Raw genomic sequence first — 16,284 nt, 5'->3', positions numbered from 1 at the left:
TGCCCTACGAAGACGACCGCGATCGCGTCAACAAGAAGCGCGTCATCTGGCGACCGGTGAAGGAATGAAGAATGACACATAAGTTGGGAAGCCATGTAGCCCTACCCATATTGCCCTCAGTTCACGAACTCGACCGGCTATTTCGTCAAACTTGTCTCAGTCGGGTAATTGGCATCCTGCCAGGCTGCAATGCCATCAGCGAAATAAGAAACTCTGGGATATCCCCAAGCCAGGGCTTTGGCCGATGCGAAGGCCGCGTCGACGCAATATTTGGCCTGGCAAGTGAAGATGATGGCATTGCTTGCACCAACCTTTTCGGAAAGTGTCGCCTTTGAAAGGACGTTGGTCGCCGGCAGATTGATGGAACCCGGGATATGCGCATGACTGAATGGCCTTGGACTGCGCACATCAATCAGTTGCGCCCCTTCATCAATTAGCCGCTTGACTGCGGCGGCACCGAGCTTGGGCGCACCGCTGACGGAGTACTCGCCATTCACCCTGTTGACAGCCTTGGCGTAGGTCTCATAGGCAATGTCGGTTCCAGCGCCTTCCGGCACCCCGGCCTTGCGCAATCCTTCGAGCAACCTGTCACGATAGGCAGGATAATAATCGGACATATCGACATACCACTGCCAGGCAATTGCCTGAACAGTTAGCGGTCCGCGGCCGAAAGGTATGGTGATCCCGTTGTATTTGGCCATGTTGAGCTGAACACCACCCAAATTTCCCAAGTGGCCCAGGCCGGACGTCAAGGTAGCGTAGTCATCGGCCACATCCCATTGCAGGGTTATCAGGTATTTCAAGGCATCGACGGCATCCTCATATTTCTCCTGATGGAACAGCGAGATAGCCAAGGCCCTGAGATACTCCGGCGGATATTTCGGATCGAGCCGCATGGCAAGCCGCGCTTCCACTTCCGCTTCGGGCGCCCGACCTGCAGCATTGAGATATCGTGCTTTGCGGATGTGATGTTCGGGGTCGTTGGCGTCGAGCTGAATCGCGCGGTTGATTGCGATGACGGCCTGATCATAGCCGCCATGCGCAGCCAGCACCTCCGATGAAATGGCATAGGCGAGCGCGTTCTGGTAAAGCATCGCCATCGGCAGGCTTTGATCGACGCTGCTCATGGCCTTCCGAAACGCAGAATTACCCGAGTTCCAGCAGGCGACCGCTATCTCCCAATTCGCAGCGGCGACTGCAGCGTGAGCACGACTGTAATAAGGATCGAGGCTGAGGGACTCGTTAAAAAGCGCGATCGATTTGAGCAACTCGACGTCGGTGCCGATACGCAAATGGCCCAAGCCTTCGAGCAACCGATCATATGCTTCGGGGGTGGTTTCCGCCTGTGCCGTTTCAGCAGAAGGCGGGACGTTCACTTGAAGCGATAAGCCAATCTCGCCGACAAGCTTGTTCTGAAGCGCAGAAACCTGCGATATCCTGCCCTCGTAGTGCTTATCCCACACGCGCTGATCGTTTAGCGCGTCTGTGAGCTGTGCTTCAATCCGCACGAAGTCGCCATCACGCCTCAAGTTGCCTTCGAGCACATAGCGTACCCCCATTGTTTCCGCGATATCTTGAAGCTTTGTTGGCCGGCCCTTGTACGTAAAGGACGAGTGCCGAGCGATGACGAAGAGGCCGGGCAATTCTGACAGCTCGGTAATCAGATCCTCCGTTATCCCATCCGCGAAATAGGCCTGCGAGGCCCCGGGGCTGAGATCGTCGAGCGGCATGACAACGATAGAAGGTTCTTTCGGAAGCGGATATTTCATGCGGGCCATCATGGCCGACTCAGCAACCGGTTGGCGCGGCCACAGCCAAAGTGTTGAACCGGCCAAGGAAACCGCGACCAAGACGACTGCCGCTACAATTGCCCACCGGTGCAAGCGCCCTGCTATCGTTGCTTTGGCAATGTCCGTCCCCCGAAGCCTGACGCGATAGGTTCGCACCGGGCGGGCGATGTTTTTCATGTGGCGCTCACCCACAAACTCCACAGGCAGCTCAAGCCTGCCCGGCAACTGGTCATACGCTGTTCCGGAAACGAATAGTCCGCCTGGCTCGCAAAGCTGCTCGAGCCGCGCGGCGACGTTGACCCCATCGCCAAGGAGGTCATCGCCTTCGACCACGACATCTCCAAGATTGATGCCCATCCGAAAGACGATGCGCCTGTCTGCCGCTACGCCGGCTTGGTGAGCGGCAGTTCCTCTTTGTAGCGCGACGGCACAGACGACGGCATCGACAACCGAGCCAAACTCCATGATGGCACCGTCGCCCATAAGCTTGACTATCCTGCCGCGATATTCGGCAAGTAGCGGATCGGTAACTTTGGATCGCAAGTCTCTGATTGCTGCGAGCGTACCGGCCTCGTCCGCTTCAACAAGTCTGGAATAGCCCACAATGTCGACGGCGAGAATTGCAACCAGCCGTCGCTCGGCATGATCCATTCCCATGGCCCCTCTCCAACAAGGTGTAGGCCTGCTATGAGGTTCTTGAGAACCAAACCGCTTCTCGTCTCGTGAATTCTACTCCCGTTTACGTTTATCCGCGAGTAGTACATGCCTCCCGTGCAGACGCGTCCACGGAGCAGTCATTAGCGATGAGTGGAGGCCGCAATTTGCGGCAGCCACGTGACCTAGCCGAAGCCCGACGAATGGTGGTTGCGGCTCGTCAGCAACGGATCGCTCGTGTGGGGAGCACAGCGCTGTGGTGTGGAATTCGTTGAAGCGCGGGCCCTCTGAGGCCAGGCTGTCTGCCGCCGGTGACGGAGTGCTCCCGCCGAACGTGCTGAACTGACCGAACCTCACCCAGAGTTGCCGCTAAGCCGCCATCTCAGCTTTCCTTGACCACCGGGGGCACCTTCCAGCTTCCATTCAGGATTGAGGGAGATGCGTCCTTGGGCCAATACATGCGCAGCATCGGGATGAAAGCTCCTTTGGGCGCCGGTAGCCAGTTAGCCTCCTTGTCCGCGCCAGGCGACTTGTTTTGGAAATAAAGTGTCAACGATCCGTCAGCATTGGGCTTTGGATTGTTGCGTGGGCTGACCGTAAACTTGTTCAGCGGATTGGGTACAAACCACCAGCCCTTGTCGATCTCGTACATGGTGATTGACCAGAAACCGTTTACGGGAGGCGTCTGATCCTTAGGAAAGGTCAAGGTGTAGTTGTTCGCACCGGTCAGCTTTTCACCCTTCGAATCGACTTCGGTGTAGGGATAGACCGCATCAAGCTGCTGATTGGCGGGCCAGCCAAAGGCGGCCACGGTGGCGCGTTTGATGTAGTCATTTGGCCCATATGTGCCGAGCCCCTTTGACACGACCCAGCCGTCTACTATCTCGCCCATTTTTTCCTTGTTGGCCTGGATCGTCTTCAGGGCAGCTTGCGGAATGTCTTTCAACGCCGCCTGTACCGCAGGATCCAGTTTACTCATCTCGAATGGCTTCCCGGGCTCGATGCCGATTTTAGCCATGCTCGCGATGATCGGCGCATCTTCGGCCGCCGGCGGCGCGTCCCCGCCCATCAGCTTTGCCATCAGATTGAAATAACCTTCCGTCCCCATGTCGAGAATGACTTTTTGCGGAGCGTCTTTCATGCTGAAACCCGGCTTAGGGTTCACCTTCGGAGCTTTTGGCTTGTAATTTTTAGTGCCCCACGCGGACAGCGGCGTAATCTTGTATTGCGCCTGCAACGCATTGACGGCCTTGTAATCCGCCTTCGTCCCGTCAGCATAGGTGCGGCCGAGGATGACCATATAGCGGGTCGCCATGGGGAAATGCTTTATTCCTGCCGGTACATCGCCTTTCCAGCCCGGGCCGGTAAACAGATAGTTGGCGGCTTTTCCGTCAGCCGTGCGTTTGCTCGGCGATTGCTCGGAGTCCGACATCCATAAGTCGACTACCTCGAACAAGTAGAAGCGGTCGCCCATGTCCGGATGGCTAAAAACCTGGGGCTCACTCAGATCGAGCCATGTTACGGAATATAGCGTATCCGCATTGGGGGCAGATACGCCGCGATAGTTCGCGGGCGGATAGCGGGGAACATTGATAAATTGTCCCATCGGCCCGGTGAATTCCACAACCTTCGGCACATTGCTCATTTGAACGCGGGTGACCTCGGTCGTGATGAGCGAATAGCCATAGATGTATGCATCCTCGGCAATCTGGCGAGCTTCTTCCGCCGATAGCGTCTGCGCAAATGTGGGATGGTTTATCGCGAGGCTGATTGCGGCAACGCCGCCAGCTAATACAAAGGCCCGTCTGTTGATATACATCTCGATTTCCCTGCAGCGTTGCGTTCCCGTTCAGGTTAGACGGCAGGCAAGACAGGGTGGAAGTACATTACTGTAAATTACAGTTAGATAAGCTTGCGCCGGGCGGCGTATAAATCGCCATGGAAAAACGTGAAAAGCGGAAGTGGGCGGATAATGCGCGGACCGGCTAAGCTCGAAGCGCGAAAAAAGAGCTGCTGCGGCGCGAAGCAGTTAGGTGTTCGAGCTTTCAAAGCATACAGTCGAACTTCGTTTTGCGAAATCAGGAGTCCCGGGTGTCCGTTTTAGAGCGCAACAATGTCAAACTATCCGGCAGCGGGGAACGGTCGATGGTGTTCGCGCACGGCTTTGGCTGCGATCAGAACATGTGGAAGTTGGTGGCGCCAGCCTTCGAAAGCAAGTTTAGAACAATTCTCTTCGACCACGTCGGGGCCGGTGGCTCCGATCTTGGCGCTTACAGCTCCGCGAAATATGCTTCCCTCGAAGGATACGCCGACGACCTTATCGAGATTGGCAAGGAACTCGAACTCAAGGATGCGGTGTTCGTCGGGCATTCCGTCAGTGCGATGATCGGCGTGATTGCCTCGCTCAAGGACCCAGCGATTTTCGACAGCCTGATCCTCGTCGGCCCATCGCCCCGCTACATCGACGACGGTGAATACGTCGGCGGCTTCAGTCGTGCTCAGATCGACGAGTTGCTGGAGTCCCTCGCGGACAATCATCTTGGGTGGTCGGCGGCGATGGCCCCAGCCATTATGGGCAATCCGGACAGACCCGAACTTGGTGAAGAGCTAACCAACAGCTTCTGCAGAACCGACCCTGACATTGCAAAGGAGTTTGCGCGGGTCACTTTCACGTCGGACAATCGCGACGATCTTCAACGTGTCACAGCGCGAACATTGATACTTCAGTGCCGGGAAGACATTATCGCCTCAGAGAATGTAGGCGAATACGTGAAGCAACACATTCCTCAAAGCCAACTGGTTATGTTGAACGCTACGGGGCATTGCCCCAATCTGAGTGCGCCCGGCGAAGTCATTGCGGCCATCAAGGCGTTTGTGTGAGCCGTGCCCGAGGATCCCAATAGCACATTCGCCGAAGATCTTGCGGAGCTGTACGAGAACGCACCGTGCGGATACTTGTCGCTTCGCCCCGACGGCAGAATCTTCAAGTCCAATCTCACCTTCTCGCGTTGGATTGGAGTTTCACAGCTCGACCTTCTCGACAAGAAGTTCAGTGAACTTTTGACGCTTTCCGGACGAATGTTTTACGAAACGCATTTTTCGCCGCTGTTGCGCATGCAAGGTTTCCTTGAAGAGGTCGCTTTCGATTTTGTGACCGGCGACGAGAAGAAACTGCCGGTGCTTGCCAACGCAAAAGAGCGGCGGGATGACGATGGCAACCTGCAATTTACCCGTGTCGTCATCTTCCCGGCTGCTCAACGCCGCCGCTACGAACGCGATTTGGTCGACAAGCGAATCGCCGCTGAAGGTGCCAAAAGCGAAGCGATCTCCGAACGGATGCTGGCGGAGGCAGGTCTGAGCGAGGAACTGGCAATAGCGGAGTTGCGCGAACAGTTCATTGCGGTTTTGGGGCATGATCTTCGCAACCCGCTCGCTTCGATGGAGGGCGGTTCGCGCATGCTCCTGCAAGAAGACCTAAGCCCAAGGGCACAGAGGATCGTTACCCTGATGCAAGGCAGTGTGCAGCGCATGTCGGGCCTGATCGATAACGTGCTCGATTTTGCGCGAGGGAGGCTTGGCAGTGGCTTCGCGCTGCGGCTTGATGCGGACGAACTGCTCGACCCCGTCCTCAAGCAGATTGCAGAAGAGCTCCAATTGGGAACGCCCGGCATTTCCATTGAGACGAACTTCAACATCACCGAAAAAGTTTACTGCGACAGGGACCGTATTGGTCAGATGGTTTCAAACCTTCTCGGCAATGCGATTACCTATGGTGACGCGAGCCGGCCAATCCGGTTTTCAGCAGGCACGAAATCGGGAGTTTTGGAGATAAGCGTCGCCAATAGCGGCGTTCCAATAGCGCAAGAGGCGATGGAACGTCTTTTCCAGCCGTTTTTTCGTGGTGGCGTTCGCGCAAGTCAACAAGGCCTGGGGCTTGGACTATATATCGCATCGGAAATTGCCAAGGCGCATGGTGGCACCCTTGTCGTAACCTCTTCTTCCATCGAAACGAGGTTTACCTTTCAGATGCCGCTACGCCCGACGACAAAATGAAGTGCCAATCTTTCGAGGGCGCTATCATTGTCAACGGTCATCAGTCCATGCATTCATTGGCTATGCGCCCGACCAGAATCGTCAAGAACTCCGCGAATAGAGATTTGAAACTGCTGCGGCGCCTGCTGCGTGCCAAAGATCACATGGACGCGGCGCCGCAGGAGGATTGGCCGATATCCCGGTTGGCAAGCGTCAGCGGCGCCTCGGAGGCTTATTTTGCGCGATCGTTTCGGGACGCCTTCGGCATACCGCCGCATCGTTACCTGCTGACGCGCCGGGTCGAGCGCGCCGCAGCGCTCCTGCGCGATACTGACACGCCCATCATCGAAATCGCGTTGCAGACAGGCTGGAACAGTCTTGGAACTTTTGGCCGCACCTTCCGGGACGTGACCGGTGAAAGTCCAAGCGAACTAAGGCGACGAATGCAGCTCGTTCCCGGAGATCTCGAGGAGGTTCCCCATTGTTTCGTGAGCGCCGCGCAAAGGCCGCACCTCAAAATGGCAGTTTCGGAGAAGCGCCGACGAACGAAAGAGGGTAGGCACGACGGGCGAAAGGGAGATGTCTCATGAAAAATGGTGTTCAAGTTGCCGGCGTCTATGTCCATGACCAGGACGAAGCGCTTCAGTTCTATGTCGAAAAGCTGGGATTTCGGGTGCACACGGATGCGCGCAATGGCGACTATCGCTGGCTGACCGTCCAGCATCCCGACCAGCCGGACTTTCAATTGGGCCTGTTTCGTCCCCAGGCTCCGACCGTCGATGACGCAACGGCTCAGGGCCTGGCTGAAGCCGTGGCCAAGGGTGCGATGCCGCCGCTGGTTCTGGTGGTCGACGATTGCCAGGCTGCATTCGAAGCCATGCGCAAGCGCGGGGTCGAGTTTACCCAAGAACCGATCGATCGATACGGCTCCGTGGATGCAAGCTTCCGCGACCCATCGGGCAATGGCTGGAAGCTGGTCCAGGCTCGATGAGGTTGCCATGTGCCACATTCCATCCTGGATGCTCTTTCAAGGAGGCTCTCATGATCTTGCACTACTGGATACGCCAGAGCCATCGGTGGCTCGGAATTCTGCTGACCCTCACCATTCTGGCGAATTTTGTCTCGATGACGTTCGGTCCAGCGCCGCTCGCGATCGTGTACGCTCCATTGGTGCCGCTGGCTCTGCTTGTGTTCAGCGGCCTGTATATGTTCTTCCAGCGGTAGGCGAGGTTGATCCTGGTGCAAGCGGCAGGTGTGCAGCACGATGGGGGAAAATAATGGTGCGATCGCGAAACCTTTAGCGATCGCGGCAGTTATGCATGTCAATCGTCGAAAGGAATGACAACATGCCAACTGCACCGGAACTGCGGGAAAAATTCTGGAAATCCCTGAAATCCGATATGACCATGATGTTGGGATTGGTGGGCGTTGAAGAGAGCCACACTCGTCCAATGACCGCTCAACTCGAAGGCGATCACGGTCCCATTTACTTCTTCACCTCGACCGAGAATTCGCTCGTACAAAACCTGCAGAGCGAGAGCAGAGCTGTCGCGACGTTCGCGGCGAAAGGTAACGACCTTTTTGCTGCCGTTCACGGCGGGCTCACCGTCTTCAACGATCGGGAAACCATCGACCGGCTATGGAACCGGTTCGTGGCGGCCTGGTTTGAAGGCGGCAAGGACGATCCCAAGTTGACATTATTGCGGTTTGACGCCGAGCGGGCCGAGATATGGCTCAACGAATCCAGTCTGCTAGCGGGCGTCAAAATGCTGCTCGGCGTCGATCCGAAGGAAGATTACAAAGACGATGTCGCCGAGGTCCGTTTGACCTGACCTGGCGTAAATTAAGATTGAAATTGTGGCGCATGCTCCGTTTCCTACGGAGATGCGCCACAGTTTATGGCGCTATTCGAAGAGCTCGCGATTGTCAGCTTCGATCTGTGGCAGGTCGTTAAGAATGCCGTTCAGATGCTCCCTCATGGCGTTGGCTGCAGCTTCGGCGTTTCGGGCGTCGATGGCGGCGACAATTTTCTCATGCTGCTCGATGAGGTTGTTCATAGAGGCTGGGTTACGAAGCTGCAGGTTGCAGACGCGATCCATATGCGCCTTGATGTCTGAAATCGCATTCCAGGCGAGACCACAGCCGGCGCCCTCTGCAATAGCGATGTGGAACTGCTCATCCTCCCGGCGAAACGCATTGTGATCGTGACCGGTCATCGCTATTCGCTGGCGCTCGAGGATGCTGTCAATCTTTCGCCGCGTCCAGGTATCGAAACTCTCGCTGGCCCGCCTGGCGACGGCGACCTCGATCGCCTCGCGCACGAAGCGGGCTTCCATCATCTGACGCGCCGAAATGCGGACCACGATGGTTCCCCGATTAGGGCGGATTTCGACCAGCTTTGATTTTCCAAGGGCAATCAGCGCCTCGCGGACCGGCTGGCGGGAGACGCCGAGACGAGACGCGATCTCCTGTTCGGACAGGCGTGAACCCGGCGCGAGATCGAGGCGGATGATCGCCTCGCGCAAGTCACGTTCCACCTGCGCGGCGGTCGTTTCCCCGGTCTCGATCCTCACGGGCTCGATTTTCAATGTCTCAAGGTTCATTCTTTTCGCCGCCGCCATCTCGTTGACATTTGCATTTAGCCACCATACAGTACCATACAACTTAACGACTGTACAAGCACGGCGGTCGATACGCCGAGCCTAAATGAGGAGCCGGGCTTTAAAATCCGGTCGGTTGATGACGGTACAATCCAATTTCATAACGCCCGACTCTAGTGACCCGCGTTTGCAGAGTAAATCCCGCTACCGGATGCTTGTCGACGGCAAGTCTGTTGATGCGGCCTCGGGCAAGACGATAGATCGGGTGAGCCCGGGCCACTCCGGCGTTGTGGTCGGCACGTGGCCGGATGCCTCTGCCGACGATGTTCGCGCAGCGATTGCGGCCGCCCGCCGGGCCTTCGACACCGGGCCATGGCCGCGCATGTCCGGCGCCGAACGATCGCGCCTGATGTTCAAGACGGCGGAGCTCATTCTCGCCCATGTGGAAGAGATCGCCCTGATCGAAAGCCTGGAGGTTGGCAAGCCGATTGCTCAGGCCCGGGGCGAGATCACCTTCTGTGCTGATCTCTGGTCCTATGCGGCCGGGCAGGCGCGGGCACTGGAAGGGCAGACCCACAATAATATCGGCGACAACCGCCTTGGCCTGGTCCTGCGGGAACCTGTCGGCGTTGTCGGCATCATCACGCCGTGGAACTTCCCCTTTATCATCGCCTCCGAGCGCGTGCCATGGGCCATCGGCGGCGGTTGCACGGTCGTATTGAAACCATCCGAATTTACGTCCGGTACATCGATCCGCATGGCGGAGCTCGCCCGCGAGGCCGGTATTCCCGACGGCGTCTTCAACGTCGTCACCGGCTACGGCGATCCTGCCGGCCAGGTCTTGGCGGAAGATCCCGGCACAGACATGGTCGCCTTCACCGGTTCGGTTCGTGTTGGAACGAAGCTGGGCGAGATCGCGGCCCGCAGCGTCAAGCGCGTTGGCCTTGAACTGGGCGGCAAGGGGCCGCAGATCGTCTTCGCCGATGCCGACCTTGAGGCGGCGGCCGATGGCATCGCCTACGGTGTCTACCACAATGCCGGCCAGTGCTGCATTTCCGGAAGCCGGCTCCTGGTGCAGGAAGGCATCCGCGATGTGCTTCTTGACCGCCTGCTCGATATTTCCCGTAAGGTTACTTTCGGCGATCCCTTGAACGAGCGAACGAAGATCGGCGCCATGATCTCGGAGGCGCATGCCGCCAAGGTGCATTCCTATGTCGAGGCAGGGCAGGCTGACGGTGCCGAATTGTTGCTCGGCGGCGCACGGGTCGGGGAGGGCGCGGGGCTCTATTACGCGCCGACCGTGTTTTCCGGGGTCACCGCCGATATGTCGATTGCCCGCGAGGAAATCTTCGGACCGGTTCTATCGACGCTGACGTTCAAGACAGCTGACGAGGCCGTCGCTCTGGCAAACGCATCGGAGTTCGGCCTGTCGGCAAGCGTCTGGTCCACCAATCTCGAAAACGCGCTGCAGAGCATCCGGCGCATCCGGGCCGGGCGCTGCTGGATCAACAGCGTCATCGACGGCGCGCCTGAGCTGCCGATCGGTGGCTACAAGAAAAGCGGGCTCGGGCGCGAGCTTGGCCGCTACGGTTTTGACGAGTATTCGCAGTTCAAGGGCATTCACGTGACCTTGGGCCGGCCGGATCCTTGGTTCGGGTGAGATTGCTCATCGGAAACTGAGGCAGAGGAGGAAAATCTCGGCTGGCGCGATCTTTGGTCGGAGCTCGCCAGCCGAGACATGGGTCTTTCGACCCCGATTGCACATCCAAAGGGAGGATACGCAAATGAAATTGACCAAACTGAAAACCGCAATGCTTGCGGCGTGCGCAGCTATGGCCTTCACGTCCGCCGCCGTAGCGGCCGATGTCAAGGCCACGATGATTATCTATCTTGATCCGAGTGTCCAGTTCTTTAACCCGGTCGTCAAAGGCGCACAGGATGCCGCGGCACAGTTCGGTGTCGATCTCGACGTGCAATATGCCAATAACGATCCGGTCCGCCAGAACGACCTTATTGAGAGCGCCACGGCCAGCGGCGTCGACGGCATTGCAGTTGCAATTTCCAGTTCGGATGCCTTCGATGCCAGCATTTGCGCCGCCGTCAAGGCCGGCATCATCGTCATCGGTTTCAACAATGACGATCTCGACGGGGCCAAGGGCAATTGCCGCCAAGCCTATGTCGGCATGAATGAATTTGCCTCGGGTTATGAACTTGGCAATCGCATGATCGAGCAGTTTGGCCTCAAGGATGGCGACGTGGTCTTCAATCCGCGCGAGATTCCTGAAGCGAGTTTCGCCGTCGCGCGTGGCGGCGGCATCGAAAAGGCAATGAAGGAAAAAGGCATTAAGGTCGAGACGGTTCGCTCCGGGCTTGATCCGGCCGAAGCCCAGAACATCATCGCGCAGTTCCTGATCGCCAATCCCAATGTCAAGGCGCTGTTCGGCACCGGGTCCGTGACGTCGACGGTCGGCGCGGGCGCCATCAAGGATGCCGGGGTCAAGATTCCCTTCGGCGGCTTCGATCTCGCCGTTGAAATCGTCAACGCAGTCGAATCCGGCGCCATGTTCGCGACGATGGACCAGCAGCCGTACCTGCAGGGCTACTATCCGATCGCCCAGATCGCTTTGGCGAAAAAATACGGTCTGACCCCGACCGATGTCGACACCGGCCAGGGCGCCTTCCTCGATAAGACGCGCATCAGCTCGGTCAAGCCACTGATCGGCAGCTACCGATAAGCGTCACGCCTGAAGACCTTCCGGCCAAAACCGGAAGGTCCCCTCGATCCTTTGAACAGAGTAAAGACAGTGACCTACGCCATGACCGACGTTGCCGTGCCCAAATCGCGCACGAAAAAACAATCGCTGCTGAAGCATATCATGACAATGCCGGCCGGCGCGATTCTCCTGGTTTTCGCGGCCCTGCAGATCGCCTGCATCGCCGGCGCGCTCGCCTTTCCCGACGACTTCCGCTACCTGTCACCGCAGAACCTGACCATCCTGATGAAGGCTATTCCGGTGTTGGGTTGCCTGGCATTGGGCGCCGGCATCCTGATGATTGCTGGCGAGTTCGACCTGTCGATCGGCTCCGTCTATACCTTGACGGCGGTCCTGATGGCGAGCCTGGTCGATGGTGGCCTGAGCGCTTTCATCGCAGCACCGCTCGGCATACTGCTGGGGGTGATGATCGGACTTCTCAACGGCACGATTACGTTGCGCTTTGGCCTGCCGTCTTTCATCGTCACGCTCGGCGGCCTGCTCTTCTGGCGTGGCGCCGTGCTGCTCTATAACGGCGCCGTCCAGGTGCGTTTCGATCCGGAACCAGCCTTTTCGAGCCTCTTTGCAGGCACGCTATTCGGCATCAATGCCGCGTTCATCTGGATCATCCTGTTCGTTGTCAGCTTCTATTTACTGCTGCACCGGCACAAGTTCGGCAACCATGTCTTTGCCACCGGTGGCAATCCCGCCGCTGCAACGGCAATCGGCATCAACACTGACCGTGTCAAGTTGATTGCCTTTGCCATTGCCGGAGGCATGGCGGCGGTTGCCGGCATCATCGCCACGGCGCGCGTGGGCAGCGTCCAGCCGGGGCAGGGCGCCGGGCTTGAGCTTCAGGCGATTGCCGCTTGCGTCATCGGCGGGCTGTCGCTGCGCGGTGGTCGCGGCTCGATTATCGGCATCTTCCTCGGGGTCATGCTGATCCACACGATTACCGATGTGCTTCTGCTCCTCAGGGCCCCTGGCTTCTACCTCGACATGTTTATCGCAACGCTTATCGTGATCGCTGCCGCATTCAACCATCTCATCGAACGCCGGGGGGCCGTATGATGTTTGCACCCCATCTTCTCGAACTGCACAATATCTCCAAGACGTTTGGCACGCTGACGGCGCTGCGGGACCTGAGCTTCCACATCGGCCCAAGCGAAGTCGTCGGGCTTCTGGGCGACAACGGCGCCGGCAAGTCGACCACCGTCAACTTGATTTCGGGGATCCACAAGCCGACCTCCGGCCACTTGAGCGTCGACGGTCGCGAGACGCTGTTCACCTGCCGGTCCGATTCCGCCGATGCCGGCATCGAAACGATCTACCAGAATACCGCGCTGGTGGATTCGCTTTCGATCACCCGCAACATCTTCATGGGACGCGAGCGCACCAATGCCTTTGGCTTCCTGAAGCAGGCAGAGATGCGCGATATCGCCATGGAGGTGCTCGAGAAGGCTGTCCACATCTCGGGTATCGATTCTCCCGATAAGCTGGTGGGTGACCTCTCCGGTGGGCAGAAGCAGGCCGTCGCCATCGCACGCGCCGTTTTTTTCAAACGGCGAGTGCTGCTTCTCGACGAACCGACCTCTGCCTTGTCGGTGCGCGAAACCGAGGCCCTGTTGGCGCAGGTCCTGAAGCTGAAAGCCGAGGGCGTGTCGAGCGTGCTGGTGACGCACAATCTCTACCATGCCTACCAGGTCTGCGATCGCTTTGTAATCATGAGCCATGGTACCAAGGTGTTCGATGTGAACAAGGCAGACACCAGCATCAGCCAACTCACCGAATATGTCGTCCTCACGTGACCCTTTCATCAAAAGCCAAGAGGCAAATGCTGTGACAATTTCTGTAAATGTGCGCCAGGTCGTTGGTCCAGAAGATGCTGCCAGGCGCGACACGAAAGGCCTGCGCGAAGGCTTCCTGATTGAAGGGCTTTTTTCGAAAGGTGAGGTCAATCTTACCTACAGCCATCTCGACCGGATGATTGTCGGGGGTATCGTGCCGCTCGCAGAAGATCTTGTGGTCGACCAGGTAAAGGAAACCGGCACCAGCCAGTTCCTCGAGCGGCGCGAAGTCGCCATCCTCAACATTGGTGGCAAGGGCACGGTCACTGTCGGCGTCGTCGACCATCCGCTTGGCTTTCAGGATGCGCTCTATGTCGGAATGGGACAGGGAAAGCTGTCGTTTCGCAGCGACGACCCGGCCAGTCCCGCCGAATTCTATCTCCTGAGCGCACCTGCACATCGTGCTTGCCCGACCGTGCTGATCACGCCGGAAATGGCCAAGAAGGTGCGCACGGGCTCGGCCGAAGAAGCAAACGCGCGCACGATCAACCAGTATGTGCATCCGGATGTCTGCGAAAGCTGCCAACTCCTGGTTGGCCTCACGGCATTCGAGCCGGGTTCCGTCTGGAACACCATGCCCGCGCATGTGCATGACCGGCGCATGGAGGTCTATCTCTATTTCGGTATGGAAGAGTCGACCCGCATCTTCCATTTCATGGGAGAACCGCATGAAACGCGGCATCTGGTGCTGAAAAACCATGATGCCGTGCTGTCGCCGGGGTGGTCCATCCACTCCGGCGCCGGCACCGGTCGATACTCCTTCATCTGGGCGATGGCTGGCGATAACATGAGCTTCACCGACATGGACAAGATACCGATGGAAAGTCTGAGATGAATCCGTTCGATCTTTCTGGCAGATGCGCCATCGTCACGGGGGCCAACACGGGCATCGGCCAAGCCATTGCCGTCGGTCTCGCTGGTGCCGGCGCCGACATTATCGGCGTTGGCCGCTCGCCGATGCAAGAAACGGCGTCCCTCGTCACAGCCGGTGGCCGGGCGTTTCATCCGCTTCTGGCAGACCTTTCCAAGATGGATGAGGTGCGCGCCGTCATCGGGCGGGCTGCCGCCGTTCGTAACCGCCCGGACATTCTCGTCAACAATGCCGGCATCATCCGCCGGGCTGATACGATCGATTTTACCGAGGAAGACTGGGATGCCGTCATGGACACCAACCTGAAGTCGGCATTCTTCCTCTGCCAGTCCTTTGCCAGGATGGCGATGGCTGAGAAGTTACCGGCCAAGATCATCAACATTGCCTCGCTCCTGTCGTTCCAGGGTGGCATTCGTGTTGCATCCTACACGGCAGCAAAGAGCGGCCTTGCAGGCCTGACTCGGCTGATGGCCAATGAGTGGGCGGCGCATGGCATCAACGTCAATGCAATTGCTCCCGGCTATGTCGAGACCAACAACACGACTGCGCTGCGGGCGGATGCCGCACGCAATGCCGATATCCTGAAACGCATTCCGGCCGGACGCTGGGCTCGGGCGGATGATATGGCCGGAGCGGCCGTCTTTCTCGCATCCCGCGCATCCGACTATGTACATGGCGCGATCCTACCCGTCGATGGCGGATGGCTGGCGCGATAAATGGAGGTATCATTGTCCGATCACTACACATTGCCTGACGGCCTGGTCTGGACGGAAACCTCGCCGGGCAATCGTCGCGCCGTTCTTTCGCATCGTCCCGAAATGATGCTCGTCGCCTTCAGCTTCGACAAAGGCGCGATCGGCGCGCTCCATTCCCATCCGCATACGCAGGTTAGTTATGTGGCCGAGGGTGCCTTCGAGGTGACCGTCGACGGCGTGACCACGGCACTGCCTGCCGGCAGCAGTTTCATCGTTGCCCCCAATCTCGTCCACGGCGTCGTTGCGCTCGAGGATGGATTGCTGATCGATACGTTCACGCCGCGGCGTGACGATTTTCTGTAGCGCGTCCCGCCGTGCCAGACGGCCGGTTCAAACCTGCCTTATATGAACAATGATAACGCGCTTCAGATCTTCAATGTCCTTCGCTTCGAGAGCGTCGATCATCTGGTGATGCTCGCGTGACGACTGTTCGATCCGCGCGCGTGTTTTCCATTGTGACACCGGTGCTGACGACGTCCTTTGCCGGATCTCGGTAACGAGGTTCACCAGTTCACTGTTGCCGCACAGCGCCAGCAGTTCGCGGTGAAAGGTAAGATTGGCCTCGTAGAGCTCGATCATCGTTCCGTTCATGATGAGATCGTCAAAACGGTGTGCGAGGTCGCGAAGTTTTTTCGTCGTCAACTCCGAGGCATTTGCAACGATCTTGTCCGCCACAGCCGTTTCAAGGATGACGCGAATGTCGCTTACTTCATTCGCCTGCTTACCATCCGGTTCGAATACGTGATAACCGCGGTTCGGGACGTGCTCGACAAGCCGCTTCTGCACCAGACGATCGAGTGCACGCCGTACTTCCGGCCTGGTGCTCTGATAGCGCTGCTCGAGGTCGATCTGCTTCAGCCAGACACCCGGCGCCAAAACACCGGCGAGAATGTCGTGCAGGATAGAGTCGGTAACATCGACGGATTTGAGTTGTGATTTTCGCTTGGCTCTTGCTTCACTCATTCGTCTCTCCAAATTCCAT

General features: G+C 58.0%; 17 protein-coding genes. 13 read left to right on the top strand and 4 right to left on the bottom strand.

Annotation, left to right across the window (positions count from 1 at the left end):
* Positions 1-137 precede the first annotated feature (137 nt).
* Together BM074_RS15860 and BM074_RS15855 are read right to left on the bottom strand one after the other, a co-directional pair.
* Positions 138-2,441: a rhodanese-like domain-containing protein gene (locus BM074_RS15860; RefSeq protein ID WP_348271666.1), complete on the bottom strand. Its 2,304-nt coding sequence runs from the start codon at positions 2,439-2,441 to the stop codon at positions 138-140.
* A gap of 385 nt (positions 2,442-2,826) precedes the next feature.
* On the bottom strand, positions 2,827-4,263 hold the full coding sequence (locus BM074_RS15855) for a DUF1254 domain-containing protein (RefSeq protein ID WP_027232140.1): 1,437 nt from the start codon (positions 4,261-4,263) through the stop codon (positions 2,827-2,829).
* A 272-nt stretch (positions 4,264-4,535) separates the two neighbouring features.
* Between BM074_RS15855 and BM074_RS15850 the strand changes: the two genes are divergently transcribed.
* From BM074_RS15850 to BM074_RS15825, 6 genes are all read left to right on the top strand, one after another.
* Complete coding sequence (locus tag BM074_RS15850) at positions 4,536-5,324, top strand: alpha/beta fold hydrolase (RefSeq protein WP_091923262.1); 789 nt, start codon at positions 4,536-4,538, stop codon at positions 5,322-5,324.
* Positions 5,325-5,327: 3 nt separating this feature from the next.
* Positions 5,328-6,497 (top strand): PAS domain-containing sensor histidine kinase, encoded by a 1,170-nt coding sequence (locus BM074_RS15845; RefSeq protein WP_091923261.1) that lies wholly within the window; start codon positions 5,328-5,330, stop codon positions 6,495-6,497.
* A 104-nt stretch (positions 6,498-6,601) separates the two neighbouring features.
* Positions 6,602-7,066 (top strand): helix-turn-helix transcriptional regulator, encoded by a 465-nt coding sequence (locus BM074_RS15840; protein ID WP_244532891.1) that lies wholly within the window; start codon positions 6,602-6,604, stop codon positions 7,064-7,066.
* Positions 7,063-7,467: a VOC family protein gene (locus tag BM074_RS15835; RefSeq protein WP_091923259.1), complete on the top strand. Its 405-nt coding sequence runs from the start codon at positions 7,063-7,065 to the stop codon at positions 7,465-7,467. Before BM074_RS15840 ends, BM074_RS15835 begins: the two co-directional genes overlap by 4 nt.
* A 50-nt stretch (positions 7,468-7,517) precedes the next feature.
* Positions 7,518-7,700: a hypothetical protein gene (locus BM074_RS15830; RefSeq protein ID WP_036814642.1), complete on the top strand. Its 183-nt coding sequence runs from the start codon at positions 7,518-7,520 to the stop codon at positions 7,698-7,700.
* A 122-nt stretch (positions 7,701-7,822) separates the two neighbouring features.
* On the top strand, positions 7,823-8,308 hold the full coding sequence (locus tag BM074_RS15825) for a pyridoxamine 5'-phosphate oxidase family protein (protein WP_091923562.1): 486 nt from the start codon (positions 7,823-7,825) through the stop codon (positions 8,306-8,308).
* A gap of 72 nt (positions 8,309-8,380) precedes the next feature.
* Here the strand turns inward: BM074_RS15825 and BM074_RS15820 are convergent, their stop codons facing one another.
* Complete coding sequence (locus BM074_RS15820) at positions 8,381-9,097, bottom strand: GntR family transcriptional regulator (RefSeq protein WP_091923257.1); 717 nt, start codon at positions 9,095-9,097, stop codon at positions 8,381-8,383.
* 118 nt (positions 9,098-9,215) lie between these two features.
* Between BM074_RS15820 and BM074_RS15815 the strand changes: the two genes are divergently transcribed.
* The 7 genes from BM074_RS15815 (at position 9,216) to BM074_RS15785 (ending at position 15,605) form a co-directional block, all read left to right on the top strand.
* Positions 9,216-10,736: an aldehyde dehydrogenase family protein gene (locus BM074_RS15815; RefSeq protein WP_091923255.1), complete on the top strand. Its 1,521-nt coding sequence runs from the start codon at positions 9,216-9,218 to the stop codon at positions 10,734-10,736.
* Between the two features lie 124 nt (positions 10,737-10,860).
* Positions 10,861-11,811, top strand: a complete 951-nt coding sequence (locus BM074_RS15810; protein ID WP_027232132.1) for a sugar ABC transporter substrate-binding protein — start codon at positions 10,861-10,863, stop codon at positions 11,809-11,811.
* 69 nt (positions 11,812-11,880) lie between these two features.
* Entirely contained in the window at positions 11,881-12,900 is a 1,020-nt protein-coding gene (locus tag BM074_RS15805; RefSeq protein ID WP_175492406.1) for an ABC transporter permease, read from the top strand.
* Complete coding sequence (locus BM074_RS15800; protein WP_027232130.1) at positions 12,900-13,637, top strand: ATP-binding cassette domain-containing protein; 738 nt, start codon at positions 12,900-12,902, stop codon at positions 13,635-13,637. The genes BM074_RS15805 and BM074_RS15800 overlap by 1 nt, the downstream gene beginning before the upstream one ends.
* A gap of 31 nt (positions 13,638-13,668) precedes the next feature.
* Positions 13,669-14,511, top strand: a complete 843-nt coding sequence (gene kduI / locus BM074_RS15795; protein WP_091923560.1) for a 5-dehydro-4-deoxy-D-glucuronate isomerase — start codon at positions 13,669-13,671, stop codon at positions 14,509-14,511.
* Entirely contained in the window at positions 14,508-15,263 is a 756-nt protein-coding gene (gene kduD, locus BM074_RS15790) for a 2-dehydro-3-deoxy-D-gluconate 5-dehydrogenase KduD (RefSeq protein WP_091923251.1), read from the top strand. Before kduI ends, kduD begins: the two co-directional genes overlap by 4 nt.
* Before the next feature lie 12 nt (positions 15,264-15,275).
* Entirely contained in the window at positions 15,276-15,605 is a 330-nt protein-coding gene (locus tag BM074_RS15785) for a cupin domain-containing protein (protein ID WP_244532885.1), read from the top strand.
* 27 nt (positions 15,606-15,632) lie between these two features.
* Here the strand turns inward: BM074_RS15785 and BM074_RS15780 are convergent, their stop codons facing one another.
* Positions 15,633-16,265: a GntR family transcriptional regulator gene (locus tag BM074_RS15780; RefSeq protein ID WP_091923248.1), complete on the bottom strand. Its 633-nt coding sequence runs from the start codon at positions 16,263-16,265 to the stop codon at positions 15,633-15,635.
* Between the last annotated feature and the right edge of the window lie 19 nt (positions 16,266-16,284).

The organism is Phyllobacterium sp. CL33Tsu, from assembly GCF_900113985.1.
GTDB classification, from domain to species: domain Bacteria; phylum Pseudomonadota; class Alphaproteobacteria; order Rhizobiales; family Rhizobiaceae; genus Phyllobacterium; species Phyllobacterium pellucidum.
The sequence above is the reverse complement of the archived record's forward strand: the minus strand, read 5'-3'. Positions and strand labels throughout refer to the sequence as shown.